Genomic DNA, 20422 nt, shown 5'->3' on the forward strand with positions numbered 1-20422 from the left:
CGCATGACACGCACCCCCAAGCGCATCCTGATCGTCGTCACGAGCACCCCCCGCTACACCTCTGCCGGCTACCGCACCGGGCTGTGGCTGGGGGAGCTGACCCACTTCTACGACGTCGTCACCGACGCCGGCCACGAGGTGACCATCGCGAGCATCGACGGAGGGGCCGTGCCGCTCGACCCCGAGAGCCTGTCCACGATGATGCTCAAGAGCGGGGGCACCGGTGTGCGCTACGCCGACCCGGCCTTCATGTCCCTGCTGGACGACACCGTCCGGGTCGAGGACCTCACGGCGGACGAGTTCGACGCCATCTACCTGACCGGCGGCCACGGCGTGATGTTCGACTTCCCGACCAGCGAGGCACTCGGCGCCCTGGTCGCCGATCTCGACGCCCAGGGCAAGGTCGTCTCTGCGGTGTGCCACGGCCCTGCCGGACTGCTCGGCGCCCGTCGCGAGGACGGCGCACCCGTCATCAAGGGACGCAAGGTGACGGGCTTCTCCTGGCCCGAGGAGAAGCTGGCCAAGCGCCAGGATGCCGTGCCCTTCCGCCTGGACGAGGAGCTCAAGGCGCTGGGAGCCAAGTACTCCAAGGCGCTGCTGCCCTTCAAGGACAACGTGGTGCGCGACAAGAACCTCATCACGGGGCAGAACCCCCAGAGCGCGGAGAGCGTCGCCAAGGCGGTGCTCAAGCGTCTGAAGTGACGCCCAGCCGCCCTGAGGCATGTACGGCGAGCGATCGAGAGGATCAGGCGCCCAAGTCGCACCGAGGTTCAGCTGCACCGAGGTTCAGGTGCCCCTAGGTTCAGGTGCCCCTAGGTTCAGGTGCCCCTAGGTTCAGCTGCGCGGAGGTTCAGGCGCCCGCACGCCGCTGTGGTGGGCCTGCTAGGTGTGCCAGGGCGACGTCGACCAGCGAGACGTGGTCGAGGGCGTGCACCTCGGCCATGGGGAACCACCGGGCCTCGTCCGTGGTGCCCGCGACCTCGTTGGTGAGGATGCCACCGACGACCGTGGCCTCGTGCAGGACCCGCACCGCTCTGAGCGGGCGACCGGATCCGCTCCACCGCTGCTCGGCGGGGATGACGCGGGTGTCCACGGCCAGGAGGGGACCGAGCTCGACCTCGAGCCCGGTCTCTTCCGCGGCCTCGCGCACGGACGCCTCGGCCACCGTCTCGTGCAGCTCGACCCCGCCTCCGGGCAGCGTCCACATCGGGCGCGTCCCTTCGTTCCAGAGCGCGAGCAGGAGGCGGCCCTCATCGTCGACGATCACGCAGTAGGCCGCGAGCCGGGTGTCGTACTCGGTGTAATCCGGGTGGCCGGGGTGGCCGGGGTCCCCCGTGCGATCACCAGCACTCGATCCGTCCACCACGGCCGGACCTACCCGTCCGCGCGCAGGGCGTGGACCTGGCTGTAGCCACTGTCGAGGTCGGTGATGCGCACCTGCACGATCCCGTGCTCGTCCAGGGTGTAGCGCTCCTCGACCAGCGGGCCGTCGTCCCGACGCTGCACGGGGACGCGGGTCAGGTCACGGCCGTCGCGCAGGACGGGGTCGAAGGGGAAGAGAACCTCGGCGAAAGGGACGAGATCTCCGGTGGGGCCACCGTGCTCGTCGAGGTCGGTGTGCTCGACGTAGCGGTACCACCCGACGTCGTGGGCCGCGCGATATCGACGGGTGGCCGTGCGGCAGCCGCTCGGTTCGAGGACGTCGGTGCGCCCGAGGATGGGGTCGAAGCCGACGGCCTCCCCGTCGCGCAGCTCTCGGAAGACGCCGAAACCGCGCGACAGCCGGTCCCGGAGCGAGTAGCCCGCGTCGTCGTCGGTCGCGATGGCCAACCCGATGGCGGTGGACGCCGCGGGCAGCGGTGAGCGGTGAACTCGCCGACCGAACCTTTCCTTGAGCAGCCGCGGGACGAGAGGCAGGCCGCTCGCACCCCCGACGAGATAGATGCCGGCCACGTCGTGCAGCTCGTCGACGTGGTCGTCGGCGTCTCCCATCAGCGGGCCCATGGCGTCCACCGTCTGCTCAACGCGCGGTGTGGCACGGCCGTAGAACGCGGTGACAGGGACACCGACCTCGGTCCCGGCGACCTCGAGGGTCAGGCGCCGGGTCTGGGGTGACAGGTGCTCCTTGAGCTCTCTGGCCTGCTCCAGGAGGTCGTCGCGGTCGGGGGCCGAGAGGTCGTCCACCCGCTGGTGGATCGACTCGGCGGCCAGGTCGGCCAGGAGCAGGTCGAAGTCGTCGCCACCCACGTGGTTGAGACCCACCGTCCCGAGCACCTCGTGGTGGGTGCCCGCGACGTCGACCACCGAGGCGTCGAAGGTCCCGCCGCCGAGGTCGTAGACGACGACGCGGGTGCGGTTGCGGGTGATCTCCCGGCGTCTGCGGTGCGTGAACTCGAACCCCGCGGCCGAGGGCTCGTTGAGCATGGCGACCACGGTGAAGCCCGCCCGCCGGAAGGCCTCCAGCGTCAGGAAGCGCTGCGGTCCGTGAGCGTGGGCGGGGACCCCGACGGCCGCCTGCAGCTCGGAGTCAACGGTCAGCTCTTCGGACAGGCTCGACTGCTCGACCAGGGCCGTGCGCAGAGCAGCGGCGTATGCCGTCAGCAGCTCCAGCACGGGGACCTGCCTGGTGCCGACGGTGACGGGTGTCTCGGCTGTCACGTCCGGGGCTGCCAGCACCCGCTTGAAGGACCGCGTCAGCGGTGCCCCGGCTCGAGCGGCCGCCAGCGCCTCGAAGCCGAACACGAGCCGGTCATCGTCCAGCGCGACCACCGACGGCAGGTGCTCGTGCGCCTCGCCGTCTCCGTCGTAGAAGGTGACGACCGGATAGTTGCCGCGGTCGGCCGTGGCGACGATGGTGCGAGTGGTGCCGAGATCCACGCCGAGCTTCATGCGAACAGCCTAGTGAGCCCGGGCCGACGACGAGCGGGCCGTCTCAAGGCCCTGGAGAGCCAGCCGCCTCACCTCGCCGCACCCGACGTGTCAGCGCCCCGCGGGCGTGATCCTCAGCGGGATGCGGCGGGTGCCGAAGTCGCCGGGCTGGTCGGCATACCGGCCCGGGAGAGAGATGCCGCAGCGCTCGCACCGGCCCTGCTCGTCGAGCCGGTAGCCCGTGATGGTGTAGCCGGCGCGCTCGATCACCGCTGAGCCGCATCCGGGACATCGCGTCGTGTCGCCCTCAGGGTTGCGCGCGTTGCCGGTGTAGGCGAAGTGCTCGCCGGCGTCCGTCGCGATGCGTCTGGCGCGCTCCAGGGTGTCGACCGGAGTGCGCGGCACGTCTCGCATCCGGTTGTCGGGGTGGAAGGCCGTGAAGTGGTGCGGCAGGTCCGGGCCGAGCTCTGCCACGACCCACCGGCACATGCGCTCGATCTCGTCGTCGCTGTCGTTGTGCCCCGGGATGAGCAGCGTGGTCAGCTCGACCCACACGTCGGTCTCGTGGACCAGATAGGTGAGGGTCGCGAGCACCGTGTCGAGACGCGCGCCGGTGACCCCGCGGTAGAACTCGGGGGAGAAGCCCTTGAGGTCGACGTTCGCGGCGTCCATGGGCGCGAAGAAGTCGCGACGTGCCTCGCCCTGGACGTAGCCCGCGGTCACGGCGATCGTCCGGACCCCGCGCTCGTGGCAGGCGTGCGCGACGTCGATGGCGTACTCCGCGAAGATCACCGGGTCGTTGTAGGTGAAGGCCACCGAGGCGGCCTGCCAGTCGCGGGCCGCGTCGGCGATCTGTGCGGGGGAGGCGTCGTCCTGCAGGCGGTCCATCTCGCGGGACGTGGAGATGTCCCAGTTCTGGCAGAAGCGACAGCCGAGGTTGCACCCCGCGGTCCCGAAGGACAGGACGCTGGTGCCGGGGTAGAAGTGACGCAGCGGCTTCTTCTCGACGGGGTCGAGGCAGAACCCGCTGGAGCGCCCGTAGGTCGTCAGGTGCAGCTCGCCGCCCTCGTTGCGACGCACGAAGCAGTAGCCGCGTTGCCCCTCGCGCAGCGTGCACTCGCGGGGGCACAGGACGCAACGGACCCGCCCGTCGTCGGTGGCGTGCCAGTAGCGGGCGAGGCTGCTCACGGCTCCTCCTCGAAGGACGTGACGCTGTATCGGGAGAGGCGCACGCCATCGTCCCAGTGGTCCCGGGGCAGGCCCGCCTTGGCGCGCAGGCTGCGCAGGAAGTCCAGGGGGTCGGTGAGCTGGTCCCACACCTGTGGCAGGTAGGTCGCGCGACGACCAGCTGCCTCGAGGACCACCCCGTCCACCCGCGGCCGCAGGGCGAGCACCGCGTCGCGCTCCGACGTGACCTGGATCGGTTCGGGGACCGACAGGACCGACACCTCGATGGCGAGGTGCGGCGCCTCGTCGGGCCCGACCGGCGGGAAGCGCGGGTCCGTGCTGGCCGCCGCCACGGCGTTGGCGCGGACGTCGTCGAGGAGCGGTCGGTATGCCGTCAGCGTGCCGATGCAGCCGCGGAGGCGGCGGTCGAGGTGCAGGGTCACGAACGAGGCGCCGTCGTCGAGCAGCCACCTCTCCCGGGTGGGGCCGTCCAGCGGGTCGGGAAAGTCGGCGTCGGACTGCCGGGCGGCGATGCCGAGGCGGCCGTGGATCGCGCCGCGTGCGACGGCGAGGAGGACGGGGCCGGCGTCGGCCGGGACGGTGGAGGTCATGGCCCGGCCTCCACGAATGCCGTCTCCTCGAACGCCTTCTCCTCGAGCGCGAGGGCCGCGTAGCCGACGACCCGGTCGCGGTCGCCTGCCGTGTCGCCGGACGAGCACGACGCCAGCGCGCGGATCGTGCCCCCTCGGCGGCGGGCGTGCTCCATGAGGCCGTTGATGGGGGTCGCGCCGCAGGCCTGCTCGTGGTCGAGGTCGCCCCTCAGGGCGGTGACCTGGTCGATGGTGTCGCGATCGAGGCGACGGGCGGCGTCATACGGCAGGTAGTGGGACAGGTCGGAGCTGATGACGACGACTGTCGCCGGATCGTCCAGCAGCGCGTCGACGACGTCGGCGACCTCGGAGGGAGTGGCGCGACCGACCGCGAGCGGGACGAGGTCGGCCTGGGGGAGCAGCCGCTGCAGGAAGGGCAGGTGGACCTCGATGGAGTGCTCCGGGGCGTGGGCCTCGTCACTGACGACGACCTGGGGCAGCGCTGCCACGGAGGGTGGCACGATCGCCCGGGCCTCCCCGAGAGGGGTGCTCCACGCCGAGGCGCTCGAGGTCGCGACACCACGGAGGGGCACGCGGTGCGTCGGGCCCAGCACCGCGACCCGCTCGATGCCGTCGCGACGGAGGTGGCGGTAGGCGACCGCGGCCGTCGACCCGGAGTAGACGTAGCCGGCGTGCGGGGCGATGACCGACCACGCGCCGAGCCGGATCGGTGCGGTGGCCGCAGGCGAGGCGGTGCGTGACGGGTTCGGGCCGGAGTATTCAGTGGGCGGCGAGTCAGCACGCAGCGGGTCCGTGTGCGGCACTCGTGACGTGCCCGACGTGCCGGCCTCGGCCAGCAGCTGGTCCACCAGCTGCTCGAGGACCGCGGGCTGGGCGGGGTAGAACGTGCCCGCGACGGCGGGTCGTCGCACTGCCATGCGTCCCAGCGTAGGCCGGGCTCGTGGCCGGCGGGGAGATGTGTCGTGCTCGGGACGCGCTCGCGGTCCGGGTCAGGTCGTGGGTTGCGGCAGCGGGTGCTGGCACTGGTCGTCGAGCGGGAGCGAGGTGTGCTCGTGCGTGATGCGCGGGCCGCCATCGCCGGGCTCCCACACCTGGGTGAACCGGGAGACGATCTCCGCGCGCCCGCCCTGGCGATCGTCGGCGGCGTAGAACGCCAGCCCGGAGATGACGACGAGGTCGTCGGAGCCGGCGACCCGTAGTTCGCGGATCTCGCAGATCCCGTTGCCGGACAGGTAGCCGAACCACTCGACGACGGCGGCCCGCCACTCGTCCTTGGAGGGATACTGCCAGGCCGACGTGCCGTCGAAGACCCGGACGTGGTCCGCGTAGAGCTCCAGCAGCCCGTCGACGTCGATCGAGGCGACCGCCTGCTCGTAGGAGGAGATCAGCTGGGTAGCATCCATGCTCATCATGTGAACACCGTATACATCCGTGACGATGCCGCACAAGACCCCTGCCCCCAGGGCCGACCGTGAACGACCGGCGGTGAGCTAGCGAAGGTCCGGCGAGAGCAGCTCGTAGAGCTGGTGGTCCTGGTAGGTGCCCGCGATCATGACGTACTTGCGCGCCAGGCCGTAGCGTTGAAATCCGTTGCGCTCCAAGACCTGCTGCGAGGCGAGGTTGTGCAGCAGGGTGCCGGCCTCGAGGCGGTGCAGCTGCCACTCGCCGAAGGCAAGGTCCGACAGCTCGGCCACGGCACGCGTCGCCAGCCCCCGTCCGGTGAATCCCGCGCCGAGCCAGTACCCCACGCTCGCGTACTGCCCGGCGCCCCGGACGATGTTGTTGAGGGTGATGCGTCCCGCGATCCGCCCGCGCTCGTCCGTGACGACATAGGGGCCCATGCGGCCACCATGGCGCTCGGCGAGGGCCAGGCGCACCATCTCGCGCTGGCCTTCCTCGGTGTAGAAGCGCTCCGGGCGCGCCGGCTCCCACGGCGCCAGGTGCTCTCGGCTCGTGAGGACCAGCTCGGTCAGAGCGGGCACGTCCGCCAGGTCGAGGGGCCGGATGACGGTCATGGGGCCATCATCTCAGCGAGGTCTGGGGCGTTGCAGGCGCACGAGGACCTCGGCGTGCGCGGTCTGGGGGAACATGTCGAACAGCCTTGCCGCGGTGACCTGCCAGCAGGGCATGTCCGCCAGGTCGCGCGCCAACGTGGCGGGGTTGCAGCTGGAGTAGATCACGGTGGAGGCGGGAGACTCCTCGAGCCAGCGGGCGAGCGGGCCACCGATCCCGCGTCGTGGGGGATTGACCACGACCAGATCCGGACGCGAGTCCGCTTCCAGGGCAAGGCTGGTCGCGTCGCCGTCGATGAATCGGGCTGTGCCGAGACCCAGCTCGTCGGCGCTGCGGCGGGCGCTACTGATCGCCTCGGGTGAGACCTCGATGCCCAGCACCTGGATCGACCGACCGGACGCGCAGGCCCGGTCGGCCGCGTGGAGCGCGAATCCGCCCACGCCGCAGTAGAGGTCCCACAACGTGCCGACCTGCGCGTCGAGGACCCAGTCGCCCGCCTGGGCGTACAACGACTCCGCGACAGAGGTGTTGGTCTGGAAGAAGCTGCGGGTGCCGAGGTGGAGCGTCACGCCGGCGACAGGCATCGGCAGGGTATCGGCCTCGCTGAGCAGGACCTCCTCGTCACCCTCGAGCACGGCGGCGTGGCGGGGCTGGAGGTTGGCCGACAGGACCCGGATCTGCGGCAGGGCCTCGAGCAGCACCGGGACGCCGCGTCGCAGACGACCCAGCTGGTTGGTCGAGCGCAGCACGAAGCGCACCATGAGCTCGCCCGTGGGGGAGTGGGTGACGAGGAGATGCTTGAGCTCGCCCTGGCGTCCGCGCACGTCATACGGCTGGAGCCCGAGACGGGGGACGACCTCGGCGAGCGCCAGCGCCGCCTCGTGCAGCCCGGGTTCGTAGAGCCCGCATCCGCGCAGGTCGACCCCCGCCCCGCCGGCGTCCAGGATGCCGAAGGTCGGCGCTGCCGTGGTGCCCGCCACGACGAGCTTCGCCTTGTTGCGGAACTCGCTCTCGCGACTGGGTCGGGGATCGAGCCACGCGTCCTCGGGGACGTGGCCCGCCAGGACGTCGGCGACGGTGCGCTGCTTGTCGGCGAGCTGCTCGGTGTAGGGAACGCCCATGAAGGTGCACGACCGGCACCGCCCCGCGTCGAAGTAGTCGCACTGCATGGCGGCAAGGCTACGGGCAGCTAGGCCAGGCCAGCTCGCGCTCGCTGTCGAACCTGCGCCGCGTCCCGTCCACGGGATCGACGAACGCCAGCGTCCGGGCCAGGAGGCGCAAGGGCTCGCTGACGTCGTCGACGGCGTCGGGCAGGACGGTGGGATACAGCGGGTCGCCGACGATGGGGATGCCGAGGGACGCCAGGTGCAGGCGCAGCTGATGCGTCCGTCCCGTGCGGGGCGACAACCGGTAGCGTCCGAATCCGCCACGCACCTCGACCAGCTCGACCGCGGTCTCGGCGTTGGGTGGCGCGTCCGGGACCTCGCGGGCCGTCAGGACATCCCGGTCCTTGACGATGTGGCTGTGCAGCGTGAGAGGCAGGGTCAGATCAGGGCGGAGCGGGGCGATGGCCTCGTAGGTCTTGACCGGGATCCGTTGCTCGAACATCCGTTGGTAGGGCGCCCGCCAGCGTCGCTCGGTCGTGAGGACGAGCACCCCGGCGGTCAGTCGGTCGAGCCGGTGAGCGGGTCCGAGCTCGGGTAGATCGAGCGTGCCGCGCGCACGGACGACCACCGACTGAGTGACGTGGCGCCCGCGCGGGATGGTCGAGAGGAAGTGCGGCTTGTCCACCACGACGATCCGCTCGTCCTGGTGCAGGACGGTGAGCTCGCCTGGCACGACAGGCTCCTCGCGCAGGTCACGGTGGAACCACACGAAGGTGTGCGGGCGGTAGGGCTCGTCTCCGGTCCAGGGGTGACCATCGTCGTCCACGAATCGCTTTGCGGCCAGCATCGATTCGACATCGACCTCGTCAGGGAGCTTGTGCCGTAACCAGTCTCGCATCGTCTCCCAGGGGGCGACCCGGCCCGGATCCCGGTCCGGAGTACGCACCCAGGCCGACTGCAGCCCGTGGCGGGGCGGGAGCGGGGAGCGGGGAGGCACCGGGTCATCATGCCTGTTCCGGCCCGTCATGCCCGTCTAGGGTGGCGTCATGACGCAGACCCAGGGTGCCGCGACGTTCATCATGCTCGAGGGAGGCGCCGAGGGCGCCCTCGACCTGTATGCCGAGGCCTTCGGGGGTGACTGGGTCGCGGGGCTGGTGGCTCGTCGTGAGGGTGATCTGGGGCAGGCGACCGGGCCGGTCCTGCACGCGTCCGCCGAGCTCAAGGGCCACCGCGTCATGGTGGTGGACTCGGGGGTCTCCCATGCGTTCGGCCTGACCCCGTCGATCTCGCTGTGGGTCGACTGCGCGGACCAGGCCGAGCTCGATCGGGTCTGGGACGTCCTGGTCGATGGCGGGCAGGTCTACATGCCGCGCGGTGATTACGGATTCGCGCCGTACTTCGGGTGGGTGGGGGACCGCTACGGCGTGACCTGGCAGCTGTGCGTGGGCATGGCCGCCTGACCCCGGCGCGGAGGCACCAGGGCACACGGCAACGGGTCAGGTCGCCAGGTCGTGGTCGCCGGGCGGATCGGTCTCCGGCCGGTTCACGCCCGGCGTCTCCCCGTGCGCCTCGACGGAGTCGCCTGCCGGTGGTGTCCGGTCAGGGGTGCCTGTGGCGTCCGCCGGGTCGGGCGGGCCAGTTGCGTCTGCAGGTCGGGGTGCGGGGCGCCACCCGCCCAGGACGTTGACCACGTCCCACTCGACCCGGCCGCCGTCGGGGGTGACGCGTCCGGTGATGTCGTGCCGGTGGACGAACCGGTGGTGCGGTCCGCACAGCAGGGCGAGGTTGTCGGCGTCGGTGGCGCCACCGTCGGCCCAGTGGACGATGTGGTGGACCCGTGACCAGGAGGCGGGGTTGTCGCAGCCGGGGAAGCTGCATCCGCCGTCGCGCACCTCGAGCGCGCTCCGCTGCCCCTTGCTGGCCAGACGCTCCGTCCGTCCAAGGGTCAGGGGCTGGCCACCCTCACCCAGCCAGACGGGCGTGACCTCGGCATCGCAGGAGAGCTCGCGGGCGTAGGCCGGAAGCAGGTGGGTGCCGAGGTCGTCGACGGCGGCCACGGGCGTGGTGCAGTCGCACGGCTCCCCGGTGGGCCGCCAGAGCCCGAACATGTCCTTGGCCCGATGCTCGCACGGCCGGGCGAGCGCATCCAGCGGGAGCGTGAGGTTGACCCTGGTGCCGGCACCCATGGGTCCGGTCACCGTGGAGGCGCCGACGAGCTCCGCCATCCGCATGAGAGCGTCCAAGCGGCGCTCGCGGGGGAGCCGGGTGTCGATCTGGCCGGGCTCGGGGTTGGGGACCGGCGCCGACAGAGCCGTGAGGGCGGCGTCCAAGGTGGCCTTGTCGGTCGGGGAGAGCAGGCCCTCGAGGCGATAGAGCCCGTCCGGCATCTCGGTGAATCCGGACAGGCCGCGCTGGGCGGCGTGGTGGCTGCGGGTGCGTTCCTCGCTGTCGAGGGTGCCGTAGCGGGCGAGCATGTCGGTCTTGAACCGGGCCAGCGAGCGCCGGCTGGTGCACTGGCGGGCGAGGGTCGTGGCGGCCTCGGCGATCTCGTCGTGCATGGCCGGGTCGGTGGCGGTGCGCAGCTCGTCGAAGACAGAGGCGGCGCGGCCCGCGTCGCTCGGAGTCACGTCACCCGTCCTGAGCGCGTCGCGGAGCCCGGACAGTACCGGCCGGGTCGTCGTGTCGATCGCCCGTCGGATGGCGTGCGCGTCGGTCTCGGTGAGCGCGGCGCCGGCATCGGTCAGCCAGGCGGCCGCGCCAGTCGACCCCGACTCGCGGATCACACCCCGCTCGCCGGCCTCGATGGTGACGGCGCACGCCAGGCCCCGCGCCGCCGCAGCGACCTGCGTCGCGGTCACCGCCAACCCGGCCAGATCCATGGACTGGACCGAGCTCACCCCAGCACCGAGCACGCGCAACGCCTCCAGGGCCCCGTCGAGGGTGCCCCTTGCCGCGAGAACGTCGGTGTACGTCATACGACCACGGTATCGAACGATACATCGAAAATATAGAGCGTTTGACCCTGATAGCCATCATTTGACCGTATGCCGATCAGCCGCCACGACCTGTGAGGTCGACGTCATCTCGCACCCGCGAGGCGAGGGCCCCAGCGCCAGAGGCTCACGGCCGCCGCCAGACGTACGGCGTCGTCGTGGTGACCTTCACGAAGCCGGAGCGCTCGAGGATGGGGCGGGAGTGCTCGGTCGAGTCGCTGTGCAGCAAGGTCGCGCCGCGCCGCAGCGCCGAGCGTGCCCGCGCCGCCGTCAGGGCTCGATAGATCCCTCGCCCACGCCACTGGGCGAGCGTCGCCCCGCCCCAGAGGCCGGCGAACTCGGTGCCCACGACAGGCTCGATCCGCCCGGTGCACACGACCAGCCCGTCGATCTCGGCGACCCACAGCTCCAGGTCGTCGCGCCCGAGCGCCAGGCGGTCGAGCAGCTCATCGGCCATCCCCGGGACGGCTTCGCCGAAGGCCTCGTCCGCGGCCTCGCACAGACGCCGCACGTCGGCCTCCGACTCGACCCGCCGCAGCTCGACGGCCGCCCCGTCAGGCAGGGGCACGTCCACCGCGAGCTTCGCAGCCTCGCCGATCATCACGGACTCCGATGCGCCCGGGACGAACCCCTGGGTGACCAGGGCGTCGTGCAGTCCTGGCGCCACGTCGTGGCCGCGAGTCTTCCACTCCACCCTGGTGATTCGTTCGTCCGAGCGATAGTGCTCGAGCGTCTTCTGCACCAGCTGCTCGATCCTGGCCTCGTCGAGCCCGCCCAGGTCCCGGTAGGTGACGAAGCCGCGCACCCCGCGATACACCCCCCAGAGGACGGGCCCGTGCCGTTCCTTGGTGCCGGCCGAGACGAGCTCGGCCTCGTCGCGGAGCTGGGCGTCGTACCGGGCGAGCAGGTCCGCGGGGGAGGGGTCCGTCATGGGGGCCAGCCTGGCCCACAATGGGGCGACGACAAACCCGATTTGCGAGGAGCGCCCGATGATCACGATCACCGTCAAGTGGGACGTCAAGCCGGAGTACGCCGACGACTTCCTCGAGCTGACCCGGGAGTTCACCGAGGCGTGCCGCGCCGAGCCGGGCTGCCTGTGGTTCGAGTGGTCGCGCTCGTGCGACAACCCCAACGAGTACGTCCTCATCGAGGCCTACAAGGACGCGCAGGCCGGCAAGGAGCACGTCGAGTCCGGCCACTTCGCCGAGGCCATGAAGACGCAGGGGAAGTACGCCGCCACGCGCCCCAAGGTCATCTCGTTCGAGAAGCCCGGCACCGGCTGGGACGAGCTCGGTGAGATCCAGATGCCCTGAGGCTCAGCAGGACCCAGGCTCAGCCCGTATGACGGAGCTGGTCACCGCTGCCCGTCCGGCCCGACGTCACGATCGGTGACGCGAGCCGCCCGAGCTGCGTGGAGCCGGCGCGTCAGTCATGCGTGCCGCGCCCGCCTCGCGCTCGGTCCGTGATCGCGTCGGCGACGTCGTCGGGGTTGCACTCGGGGAGCCAGTGCCCGGCGTCGAGCTCAGCAAACCGGTAGTCCGCGTCGACGAACGCGGCAGTGGCCTCCGCAGCGGCGCGGCCGAGGGCGACGTCGCGGCGTCCCCACACGTAGGTCGTCGGGACCTGGACCTGCGAGGACCGTTGCGCGGCAGCACCGTTCGTCGAGCCGGCACTCCTCGCCGCGGCCCCACGCCCGCCAGCAGCCTTCCTCGAGCCGAGACCGCCGGACGTCAGCGACCGCCAGGGGGCGCTCGCGCGGTACCAGCCGATCGGGCCGCGCAGGCTCGCCGGGGTGGCGAAGCGGGCGGCATACCGCTGGGCGTGGTCGGCGGGCAGGCCGGCGCTGGTCAGGAAGCGCAGCATCGACCGGGACAGCACCCGCTCGGGCAGGCCGGGCACCTGGAACGCCAGCATGTACCAGCTGCGACGCGCCTGGTCCGGCGTCCGCATGGCTCGCTCCATCGCCGCGGGGTGGGGCGTGGACAGGACGGTCAGGGACAGCAGGCGGTCGGGTGCCGACAGCGCGGTGGCCCAGGCGACGGCACCTCCCCAGTCGTGCCCGACCAGGTGGACGCGCCCGGCGCCCGACGCGTCGACGAGGGCCAGCACGTCGCGCACGAGCTCGCTGACGCGGTAGGCGTCGTTGCCGGCCGGCGACGCGGCGGGGGAGTACCCCCGCTGGTTGGGCGCGAGGGTCCGGAAACCCTTGGCGTGCAGGCGTTCCGAGACCGCCGTCCAGGCCGTCGCGTCCTCGGGGAAGCCGTGCAGCAGCACGACCACCTCGCCGTCGCGCGGCCCGCTGTCGATGACCTCGAAGGTCAGCCCGGCGCGGGTGAAGGAGTGCAGGGGAGGGGTGTCGACGTGATCCGTCATGGTGGGCGCCGTTCGTCGTCGAGAGTCTGGCCATGGCCACCCTAGTCCGGCAGACTCGTGCCGGTCCGACGTCACCGACGACGTCCACCGACGTCCACCGTCGCCCACCGACGAACCAGCGAGGCCACCATGTCCCGTCCTGTGCACTTCGAGATCCACGTCGACGACCTCGACCGCGCGATGGCGTTCTACGCCGCGGCGTTCGGCTGGAGCCACGAGGACTGGAGCGAGTTCGCCAGCCTGCCCTACGCCGGCGTCACGACCGGCGAGGAGGGCACGCTCGGCATCAACGGCGCCCTCATGCAGCGACAGGGACCGTCCCCGGCGGCCGACGGCGCGGTCAAGGGCGCCGTGCTGACCATGGGCGTCGAGGACTACGACGAGTCCGAGCAGCGCATCCTCGAGGCGGGCGGGACGCTGGCCCTGCCCAAGTACGCCCTCCCCGGGATGGCGTGGCAGGGCTACTACCTCGACACCGAGGGCAACGTCTTCGGCATCCACCAGCCCGACGAGGACGCCCGCTGACACGGGCGCCCTCGCGCTGGGTGGTTCGGGTGGGTCGCGGTGCGGCTGATCAGCTGCCGTCGCCGAGGGGCGTGACGTCGGGCTGACCGGCGCCGGGCTCGTCCGAGCCGGTCGCGGCAGCCTCGCCGGGCGTGCCCTCGCGCACTACCTCGAGCTGCACCTTGGTCACCAGGGCCGCGACGGCTCCGATGGCGGCGAGCATCGGGGCGGCCAGCGTCAGGACGCCACCCGCGGCGACGCCCATGGTCAGCGGCACGGTCAGCAGCTCCTTGCCGTCCTGGTCCTTGATGACGACGCGCTTGGCGTTGCCGTCCTGGACCAGCTCGCGGACCTTGCCGACCAGCTGGTGGCTGGCCACGTCCATCCGCTCGGTGAAGGTCTGCTTGTCCTGCGGTGCGTCGCTCATGATCTGCTCCCCCTGGAGGTTGTCGGTGGTGATGCCTCCAACCTAGGCAGGGGGCCTGGGGGCTCGCACTCGGGGACGACCCTGGCCGGACCCCCGGTCAGCCCGTATGCCGGGCCCCGGCCGCCACGGGGGTGCTGCACGTCGGCAGGGTCCAGTCCTGCTCGGGTCCGTACCGGTGGCCGTGGCCGTCCCCGGGCGCGAGGGAGGACAGGGTGTCCACGGCGGCCCCGCCGTAGCTCACCCACGGCAGCCACACCGCACCGGCCCAGCGCAGCGGTCGGTGGGTGGCCGTGCCGGGGACGAGGTGCACGATGGGGTCGTCCGCGTTGGCGAGGGCGCGCTCGCGGGCGATGCCGAGCCTGCCCCCGCCCGGCACCCCGCTCCACAGGGATCCGCACACGTGTGCGGCCCGCGCGTGATCGGCGAGGGCCGCCTGACCCGCCAGGGCGCCGAGCGACTCGCCGTAGACGTAGAGGGCGGGGCGCTCCCCGGCCGGCAGCTCGTCGATCCGCGCGGCGACGGCGTCGACGACCGCCCGCGCCGACGCCTCGCTCACGTCTCGCTCGGCGAGCAGGCTCAGCCAGCTCGGTGAGCGGTCGTACTGCACGGCCACCGTCGCCACGCCCGAGCCGAGCTGGCGCTCGAAGCCCTCGATCGCGTTGCGGTTGACCCAGCCGCTCCCCGTCGGGACCACGACCACCACCGCGCGGCGTCCCCGGACGCCGGCCTCCACGAGGCGGGACGCGGCGAGCCGGGCTGCCTGCTCGGGCGCGGCTGCCTCGCCGACGTCCGACACCCGCACGAAGACGCGACCCGCCCCCACCGAGGACCGGTGCAGCATCACGTGATGGGCGTCGAGGTCCTTGTCCAGCAGGCCGAGCACCGGACCCTGCACCGCCCCCGACCCCGCCGCCAGCCCCAGCACGAGCATGATGACGCCGCACCCCCCCGTCACGAGCAGCCGCACCCGAGGCCGCAGGGCGCGCAACTGGGAGACGCCGACCCTGACCCCGAGCCCGACCCCACGAGCCAGCCCCGTCAGCAGGAGCGCCACGACGACGGCCAGGGTCACGACCGCCGGCCAGTAGGTCCCGTCAGGACCCGCCATGTCCAGGCGCAGCGCGAGGCTCTCCTGGTAGCGGTGGCTTGACCCGACGCCCACCGCCGCGAGACCGCTGCCGACCGCCAGGGCGCGGCCCCGGCCGATCGGCAGCGGCCGGCGAGGGGGCAGGCGGCGAGGGGGCAGGCGGCGCCATACGAGCCGCACCACCCCACCAACCCCGAGGGCAACGGCCACCAGCACCCCCGTCAGCGGCCCCTGCACGACGGCGGGGCGAGGGAGCAGCGAGGGGGCCAGGGACACCAGGACCGCCACCGCGACCAGCGCGGAGGTGAGGGCGCCCGGCAGGCGGGCCCGCAGCGCAGCCGCCACCGCGCGACGGCGCCGACCCGGCAGCGTCAGCGTCCCCACACCCAGCACGCCGGCGGTCGACGCCGCCAGGGACGCCTGGACGGCCGGCGTCTCCTGGGGCACGCCTCCGAGCTGCCGCCAGGAGTTCAGGGCGACCACCGACGAGGCGACCTGCGCGCTCACGTCGCACGCAGGGTTCCCCGTGGCCGCGCAGGTCCGCTGGAGGCGGACGCGGAGCAGCTCGTCGATCGAGGTGCGGGCCCAGCCGCCGAGAGGGCGCCCGGTCAGCGCGGCGTGCCGCAGCAGGTCGTAGCCGAGGTCGTGCTGGCGGCAGGCCGGCTCGAACGTGCGGGGGAGCGGGACCGGGGACGAGCAGTCGCCGTCGGGACGCACCAGCTCGCCGTCCTGCAGGACCGGTTGGTAGCCGAGGGTGGCCTCGAAGTCGTCCGGGACCGCCCGCAGCGCCTGGGTGCCGGTGCTGGTCGTGAGGGCCGTCACGGCTCGGCCGGCGGGCGACGACGGCGGGGCGACGTCGGAGCCTCCCCGCACGAGGTTGACGAGCGTCAGGGCCAGCGCGGCGGCGATGACGACCAGCAGGACGGCGAGGACACGGGGTGGAGGACGAGTCATGGCTGTGACGCTAGGAATTCGCGACCGAGCGGCGGATCGCCCGCGAGTGCCGTGAGCGGCCCGCCGCTGCGGCGGGGTGGGCGAGCCCTCTCCCCGTGGAGGGTCGGTCCTGTCTCACCCGCCGGTATGACGACGCGGCCGCCGTCCGTGCGTACTGTCGAAGCGTGACCAGGACGCGTGAACGGCCGTGGAGGCGCCCAGCGCCGCCGCGCGCCCCGGCGAGGCTGGCCCGCGGCGGGATCCGTCGGATCTCGGCGGTCAGCGTGCGGGCCCTGTCCTACTGGCTGTGGGCCCTCACCCTGCTGCTGTTCACGATCGCGTGGCCGACCCTGTCGCTCACGCACGACGTGCCGACGAGCCTGCGTCCGGTCGTCGCCGCTGCCGGGGTCGCACCGCTCCTGCTGCTGCGACGCCATCCCTTCCTGGGGTGGGCGCTGTGGTGCGCGGGCGGCATGGTGGTGCCGGTGCTGTTCCGCCGCCAGCCCGGCTACGACTTCCCGTGGCAGGTCACGGCGTTCCTGGTGCTGCTGGCCCTGCTCGTGGCCGTCGGGGTCCGGGAGAGCCGGCGTGCCCTGGTCACGACCTGGGTCGCCACCACCGCCCTGTGCATCGCCTTCCTGCCGGGAGAGCTCGCCCCCGGCTGGGTCTTCGGCCTGACGGCGGTCCTCGGCGTGGGCCTGCTCGCCCGCTGGCTGCTGCGGTCCCAGCGCGAGCTGGCCCAGCAGACCGAGCTCGGCGAGCTCGAGCGCGCTCGCCGCACGATCGCCGAGGAGCGCACCCGCATCGCCCGCGACCTGCACGACGTGGTCGCCCACCGCATGTCGATGGTCGTCGTGCAGGCCCAGAGCGCGCCATACCGGCTCGGCGGGGTGGATCCGCAGGTGTCCGTCGAGTTCACCGCCATCGCCGACCAGGCCCGGGAGGCCCTCAACGAGGTCCGTGGGCTGCTGGGCGTGCTGCGCAGCGACGGGCAGCTGGCCGAGGACGTCCCGCAGCCCGGCATCGCCGACGCCCTCGAGCTGCTGCGGGAGGCGCGCGAGGCGGGGCTGGACCTGCGCTGGGACGTCGAGGGCGATCCGGACGGGTGCGGGACGGCCACCGCGATGGTGACCTATCGCATCCTGCAGGAGTCTCTGGCCAACGCCTCGCGGCACGCACCGGGCGCCGAGGTGCAGGTGGACCTGGACCTCGGTCCGACCGTCGTCGTGCGCGTCCGCAACGGGCTCTCGTCCCGCACGCCGGAGCCGGGGACGCACGCGGGCAACGGCATCCTGGGCATGCAGTTCCGGGCCGCCTCGGTCGGGGGCTCCCTGAGCGCCGGGCCGTCGGAGGACGGCGGGTTCGAGGTGCGGGCCACGCTGCCGGCCCGGGCCACCGTCCGGGACGAGGCCTAGGCTGTGACCGTGCCAGTCACCGTGCTGATCGCCGACGACCAGGCCATGGTCCGCGAGGGCTTCGGCGCGCTGCTCGCCGCCCAGCGGGACCTCACGGTCGTCGGCCACGCCGCGGACGGCCGGGAGGCGGTCTCCGAGGTCGTGCGGCTGCGGCCCGACGTCGTCCTCATGGACGTCCGCATGCCCGTGCTCAACGGCCTCGAGGCCACCGCCGAGATCGTCTCGCGACGACTTGACCCGCCGTCGAGGATCCTCATGCTCACGACCTTCGACATCGACGACTACGTCTACGAGGCGCTGCGGCTGGGCGCCAGCGGCTTCCTGCTCAAGGACGCCCCCGCCGACGAGCTGGTCCGCGCCGTGCGGGTCGTCGCGGCGGGGGAGTCGCTGCTCGCGCCCTCGATCACCCGCCGGCTGATCGAGGAGGTGACCCGGCGCCGACCCCCGCGACGGGCCGCCACGGGCTCCCTCGCGCGGCTGACCGGCCGCGAGCGCGAGATCCTCGAGCTGGTCGCCACCGGCATGTCCAACGCCGAGATCGCCGCCCGCCTCTACCTCTCGGACCAGACGGTCAAGACGCACGTCAGCAAGGTCCTGACCAAGCTCGCGCTGCGCGACCGCGCCCAGGCCGTCGTGTTCGCCTACGAGAACGGCGTGGTGACCCCCGGGTGACGACGGCCGGGAGGGGCGCGGCCGACGGGATGGCCCGTGGGATGACCGGGGGAGCGGTCGTCGACCTGGGCGTGCACGAGCCGTATGACGCGCCCGGCGTCTTCGCCTTCCTGGCCGCTCGCGCCGTGCCGGGCGTGGAGGTCGCCCACCTGGCGGGCGACCGGCTGACCTATGCCCGGACGCTCCGGACACGTTCTGGCACAGGCACTCTCGGCGTCTCGGCCCGTGCCGCCGGCGCGGGCTGGCGACTCGAGGTGCAGGTCGATACGTCCGGCGGAGCGCAGGAGTCCGAGCTCGTGGACGCGGCACGGCGACTGCTCGACCTCGACCACGACGCGATCGCCGCCGACGCTGCGCTGGCGCGAGACCCGTTGCTGTCGTTGGCGGTTCGAGACGTGCCGGGCATCCGGGTACCCGGTTCGGTCGACGCCGCCGAGCTGCTGGTGCGTGCCGTCGTGGGCCAGCAGATCTCCGTCGCCGCCGCCCGGACGCACCTGAGTCGCCTTGTCCAGGCGGGCGGTTCGGCATACGACGCGCGAGTCCCGGTTCTGGATAGGCTGTTTCCCACCCCGACCCAGATCGCCGAGGTCGTCCCCGATCCGGTGCCCGGGACGGCTCAGGACCCGCAGCGTCCGCTCCGGCTGCCGGGACGCAGCACGGCAGCTGTCCTGACGGCCGCTCGTGACCTGGCCTCCGGTGCACTCGTGATCGACCGCGCGACGGACCCGGTCCTGTTGCGGGAGAGCCTGGTCCAGCGACCGTCGATCGGTCCGTGGACCGCTGCGTACGTCGCGATGCGCGTGCTGGGCGACCCCGACGCCTGGCTCTCCACCGACGTGGCCCTGGTGGCCGGCGCCCGTTCGCTGGGCATGCTCCCGGCCCCCGTGCCCACACGCGAGGCGCACCGGGTCCTGGCCCGGCGGGCGGAGTCCTGGGCGCCATGGCGGTCCTACGCCGTCATGCACCTGTGGCAGGCCGCCGCGCGAGCGTCATCGGACGCAGCAGGGTCACGCCTCCGACGCTAGCAACAGCTGCGGCGCAGGGCTCAGCCCTCGGGAAGCGCGGCGAAGGCCTTCTTGGCGTCGCGGTACCACCCCATGCCCTTGACGGGGTTCTTCCAGCGTCCCCGCATCTCGCGGGCGGCCTCCTCGTGGGCGGTGTCGCCGCCGGCGACGGCGTCCTTGAGGTGCTGGTCCTGGGCGTGGATGACGTCGTCGGCGGTCGCGCCCGTGTGGGTGGTGTCGCAGGGTCCGCCGAGCGGGCGGCAGGTCATGTTCTTCACGGTCTTCACGATCGTGCTCCTTGTTGGTCGCTGTGATGGTGCGGTGATGCTCTGGTGACGACAGGCGGCGGCCGAGTGTGACCGCCGGGCGTCAACGACGGGTCAGGGCTGCCAGGACGGCCGGGTCGGCCCGGAAGTCGATGCGGTGCACCAGCCCGTCGACGATCGTGAAGTCGAAGGCGACCCGCGCCTCGCCGCGGTGGTACCACGCCGCGCCGGGGCGGCCCTCGAGGAGGGTGGGCAGCGCGGCCCTGGCGGCCCCGTCGAACATCTCCGCCACGGCCCGGCGGCCCTCCAGCCGGGTGGGGGTGCCCGCGGTGATGGCGGCCGCGTCGGCGGCCACGACAGCGTCGGGCGCGAGCAGCTCGAGGAGCCGGGCGTACTCACCCTCGCGGGCCGCGGCGAGGAAGGCGTCCACGACCTCCCAGTCGGCGCGTCGCTCCTCGGCCCGGGGCTGCGTGACCTTGCGTCGCGCACGGGAGGCCAGCTTGCGAGCGGCCGCGTGGGTCGTGCCGAGGATCGCCGCGATCGTGGGGAAGTCGATCGCGAGGGTGTCGTGCAGCACGAACGCCACCCGCTCTGCCGGGGTCAGCCGGTCGAGGACGACCTGCAGCGCCACACCGACGGTGTCGGCGAGGGCGACCTCGTCGGCCGGGTCGGGCGCGGTGGCGGTGAGCTCGAGGTCGTCGACGGGCAGGGGGGTGCGGGCCCGCAGCCGGTCCAGGCACAGTCGCGTGGTCACGGTGGTGAGCCAGGCGGTCAGGCTGTCGATGTCGGCGTCGGTGCCCTGCAGTCGGATCCACGCCTGCTGCACCACGTCCTCGGCCTCGGCGCGGTCCCCGAGCACCCCGCCCGCGATCCGCAGCAGCCGCGGCCGCACCGCCTCGAAGGCGTCCGTCTGGTCCATGGTCGTCACACTCCCATCACGTGGTCCGTCATGGGTAGTGACTCCGGGATCAGCCCAGGTGTGA

23 protein-coding genes are annotated in these 20422 nt (G+C 72.6%); 7 read left to right on the forward strand and 16 right to left on the reverse strand.

Going from position 1 to position 20422, the window contains the following annotated elements:
- The first annotated feature begins 3 nt into the window (after positions 1-3).
- Positions 4-702 (forward strand): type 1 glutamine amidotransferase domain-containing protein, encoded by a 699-nt coding sequence (locus B2P18_RS11145; protein ID WP_239262353.1) that lies wholly within the window; start codon positions 4-6, stop codon positions 700-702.
- Between the two features lie 148 nt (positions 703-850).
- On the opposite strand, the gene B2P18_RS11150 is transcribed toward B2P18_RS11145, so the two are convergent.
- The 9 genes from B2P18_RS11150 to B2P18_RS11190 all read right to left on the reverse strand — a co-directional run bounded on the left by B2P18_RS11150 (position 851) and on the right by B2P18_RS11190 (position 8612).
- Positions 851-1366, reverse strand: a complete 516-nt coding sequence (locus B2P18_RS11150) for an NUDIX hydrolase (RefSeq protein ID WP_019285814.1) — start codon at positions 1364-1366, stop codon at positions 851-853.
- 8 nt (positions 1367-1374) lie between these two features.
- The gene (locus B2P18_RS11155) at positions 1375-2889 is read right to left on the reverse strand and encodes an Hsp70 family protein (RefSeq protein WP_286959366.1); all 1515 of its coding nucleotides are present in this window, start codon (positions 2887-2889) and stop codon (positions 1375-1377) included.
- A gap of 90 nt (positions 2890-2979) precedes the next feature.
- Positions 2980-4056 (reverse strand): AmmeMemoRadiSam system radical SAM enzyme, encoded by a 1077-nt coding sequence (amrS, locus tag B2P18_RS11160; RefSeq protein ID WP_239262351.1) that lies wholly within the window; start codon positions 4054-4056, stop codon positions 2980-2982.
- A complete protein-coding gene (gene amrA, locus B2P18_RS11165; protein ID WP_019285817.1) occupies positions 4053-4646 on the reverse strand; it encodes an AmmeMemoRadiSam system protein A in 594 nt (197 codons plus the stop codon). Before amrA ends, amrS begins: the two co-directional genes overlap by 4 nt.
- On the reverse strand, positions 4643-5563 hold the full coding sequence (gene amrB / locus B2P18_RS11170) for an AmmeMemoRadiSam system protein B (protein ID WP_286959370.1): 921 nt from the start codon (positions 5561-5563) through the stop codon (positions 4643-4645). Before amrB ends, amrA begins: the two co-directional genes overlap by 4 nt.
- 72 nt (positions 5564-5635) lie before the next feature.
- Positions 5636-6058, reverse strand: a complete 423-nt coding sequence (locus tag B2P18_RS11175) for a YybH family protein (RefSeq protein WP_286959384.1) — start codon at positions 6056-6058, stop codon at positions 5636-5638.
- Positions 6059-6136: 78 nt separating this feature from the next.
- The gene (locus B2P18_RS11180; RefSeq protein WP_029210594.1) at positions 6137-6661 is read right to left on the reverse strand and encodes a GNAT family N-acetyltransferase; all 525 of its coding nucleotides are present in this window, start codon (positions 6659-6661) and stop codon (positions 6137-6139) included.
- A 12-nt stretch (positions 6662-6673) separates the two neighbouring features.
- Positions 6674-7828, reverse strand: coding sequence for a methyltransferase domain-containing protein (locus tag B2P18_RS11185; protein ID WP_029210595.1), 1155 nt, complete (start codon positions 7826-7828; stop codon positions 6674-6676).
- A 10-nt stretch (positions 7829-7838) separates the two neighbouring features.
- The gene (locus B2P18_RS11190; protein WP_286959387.1) at positions 7839-8612 is read right to left on the reverse strand and encodes a pseudouridine synthase; all 774 of its coding nucleotides are present in this window, start codon (positions 8610-8612) and stop codon (positions 7839-7841) included.
- 199 nt (positions 8613-8811) lie between these two features.
- On the opposite strand from B2P18_RS11190, the gene B2P18_RS11195 reads away from it, so the two are divergent.
- Positions 8812-9225, forward strand: a complete 414-nt coding sequence (locus B2P18_RS11195; RefSeq protein ID WP_019285823.1) for a VOC family protein — start codon at positions 8812-8814, stop codon at positions 9223-9225.
- Between the two features lie 36 nt (positions 9226-9261).
- Here B2P18_RS11195 and B2P18_RS11200 read toward each other — a convergent pair whose 3' ends face one another.
- Positions 9262-10740, reverse strand: a complete 1479-nt coding sequence (locus B2P18_RS11200; RefSeq protein WP_286959388.1) for an HNH endonuclease signature motif containing protein — start codon at positions 10738-10740, stop codon at positions 9262-9264.
- 145 nt (positions 10741-10885) lie between these two features.
- The gene (locus tag B2P18_RS11205; RefSeq protein WP_286959389.1) at positions 10886-11689 is read right to left on the reverse strand and encodes a GNAT family N-acetyltransferase; all 804 of its coding nucleotides are present in this window, start codon (positions 11687-11689) and stop codon (positions 10886-10888) included.
- 58 nt (positions 11690-11747) lie between these two features.
- Here B2P18_RS11205 and B2P18_RS11210 point away from each other — a divergent pair, with 58 nt between their 5' ends.
- Complete coding sequence (locus B2P18_RS11210) at positions 11748-12071, forward strand: putative quinol monooxygenase (protein ID WP_029210599.1); 324 nt, start codon at positions 11748-11750, stop codon at positions 12069-12071.
- Between the two features lie 112 nt (positions 12072-12183).
- Here B2P18_RS11210 and B2P18_RS11215 read toward each other — a convergent pair whose 3' ends face one another.
- Positions 12184-13131 (reverse strand): alpha/beta fold hydrolase, encoded by a 948-nt coding sequence (locus B2P18_RS11215; protein WP_286959400.1) that lies wholly within the window; start codon positions 13129-13131, stop codon positions 12184-12186.
- Positions 13132-13260: 129 nt separating this feature from the next.
- Between B2P18_RS11215 and B2P18_RS11220 the strand changes: the two genes are divergently transcribed.
- A complete protein-coding gene (locus B2P18_RS11220; RefSeq protein WP_286959402.1) occupies positions 13261-13656 on the forward strand; it encodes a VOC family protein in 396 nt (131 codons plus the stop codon).
- Between the two features lie 49 nt (positions 13657-13705).
- Here B2P18_RS11220 and B2P18_RS11225 read toward each other — a convergent pair whose 3' ends face one another.
- Together B2P18_RS11225 and B2P18_RS11230 are read right to left on the reverse strand one after the other, a co-directional pair.
- The gene (locus B2P18_RS11225) at positions 13706-14062 is read right to left on the reverse strand and encodes a DUF4342 domain-containing protein (RefSeq protein WP_029210602.1); all 357 of its coding nucleotides are present in this window, start codon (positions 14060-14062) and stop codon (positions 13706-13708) included.
- A gap of 97 nt (positions 14063-14159) precedes the next feature.
- Positions 14160-16103, reverse strand: coding sequence for an alpha/beta-hydrolase family protein (locus B2P18_RS11230; RefSeq protein WP_286959415.1), 1944 nt, complete (start codon positions 16101-16103; stop codon positions 14160-14162).
- 164 nt (positions 16104-16267) lie between these two features.
- Here B2P18_RS11230 and B2P18_RS11235 point away from each other — a divergent pair, with 164 nt between their 5' ends.
- From B2P18_RS11235 to B2P18_RS11245, 3 genes are read left to right on the forward strand one after another with little or no spacing between them, the layout of a single operon-like run.
- Positions 16268-17497 carry a sensor histidine kinase gene (locus B2P18_RS11235; RefSeq protein WP_084412469.1) on the forward strand — a complete coding sequence of 410 codons (1230 nt, stop codon included), beginning with the start codon at positions 16268-16270 and terminating at the stop codon, positions 17495-17497.
- Between the two features lie 9 nt (positions 17498-17506).
- Positions 17507-18169, forward strand: coding sequence for a response regulator (locus tag B2P18_RS11240; RefSeq protein WP_029210605.1), 663 nt, complete (start codon positions 17507-17509; stop codon positions 18167-18169).
- Between the two features lie 41 nt (positions 18170-18210).
- Entirely contained in the window at positions 18211-19194 is a 984-nt protein-coding gene (locus B2P18_RS11245; RefSeq protein ID WP_286959422.1) for a DNA-3-methyladenine glycosylase family protein, read from the forward strand.
- A gap of 20 nt (positions 19195-19214) precedes the next feature.
- On the opposite strand, the gene B2P18_RS11250 is transcribed toward B2P18_RS11245, so the two are convergent.
- Both B2P18_RS11250 and B2P18_RS11255 read right to left on the reverse strand, forming a co-directional pair.
- A complete protein-coding gene (locus B2P18_RS11250) occupies positions 19215-19460 on the reverse strand; it encodes a hypothetical protein (RefSeq protein WP_286959425.1) in 246 nt (81 codons plus the stop codon).
- Between the two features lie 82 nt (positions 19461-19542).
- On the reverse strand, positions 19543-20358 hold the full coding sequence (locus B2P18_RS11255; RefSeq protein ID WP_019285836.1) for a sigma-70 family RNA polymerase sigma factor: 816 nt from the start codon (positions 20356-20358) through the stop codon (positions 19543-19545).
- Between the last annotated feature and the right edge of the window lie 64 nt (positions 20359-20422).

Origin of the sequence: Arsenicicoccus sp. UBA2120 (assembly GCF_002330965.1) — a bacterium.
Taxonomy (GTDB): Bacteria; Actinomycetota; Actinomycetes; order Actinomycetales; family Dermatophilaceae; genus Arsenicicoccus; species Arsenicicoccus bolidensis.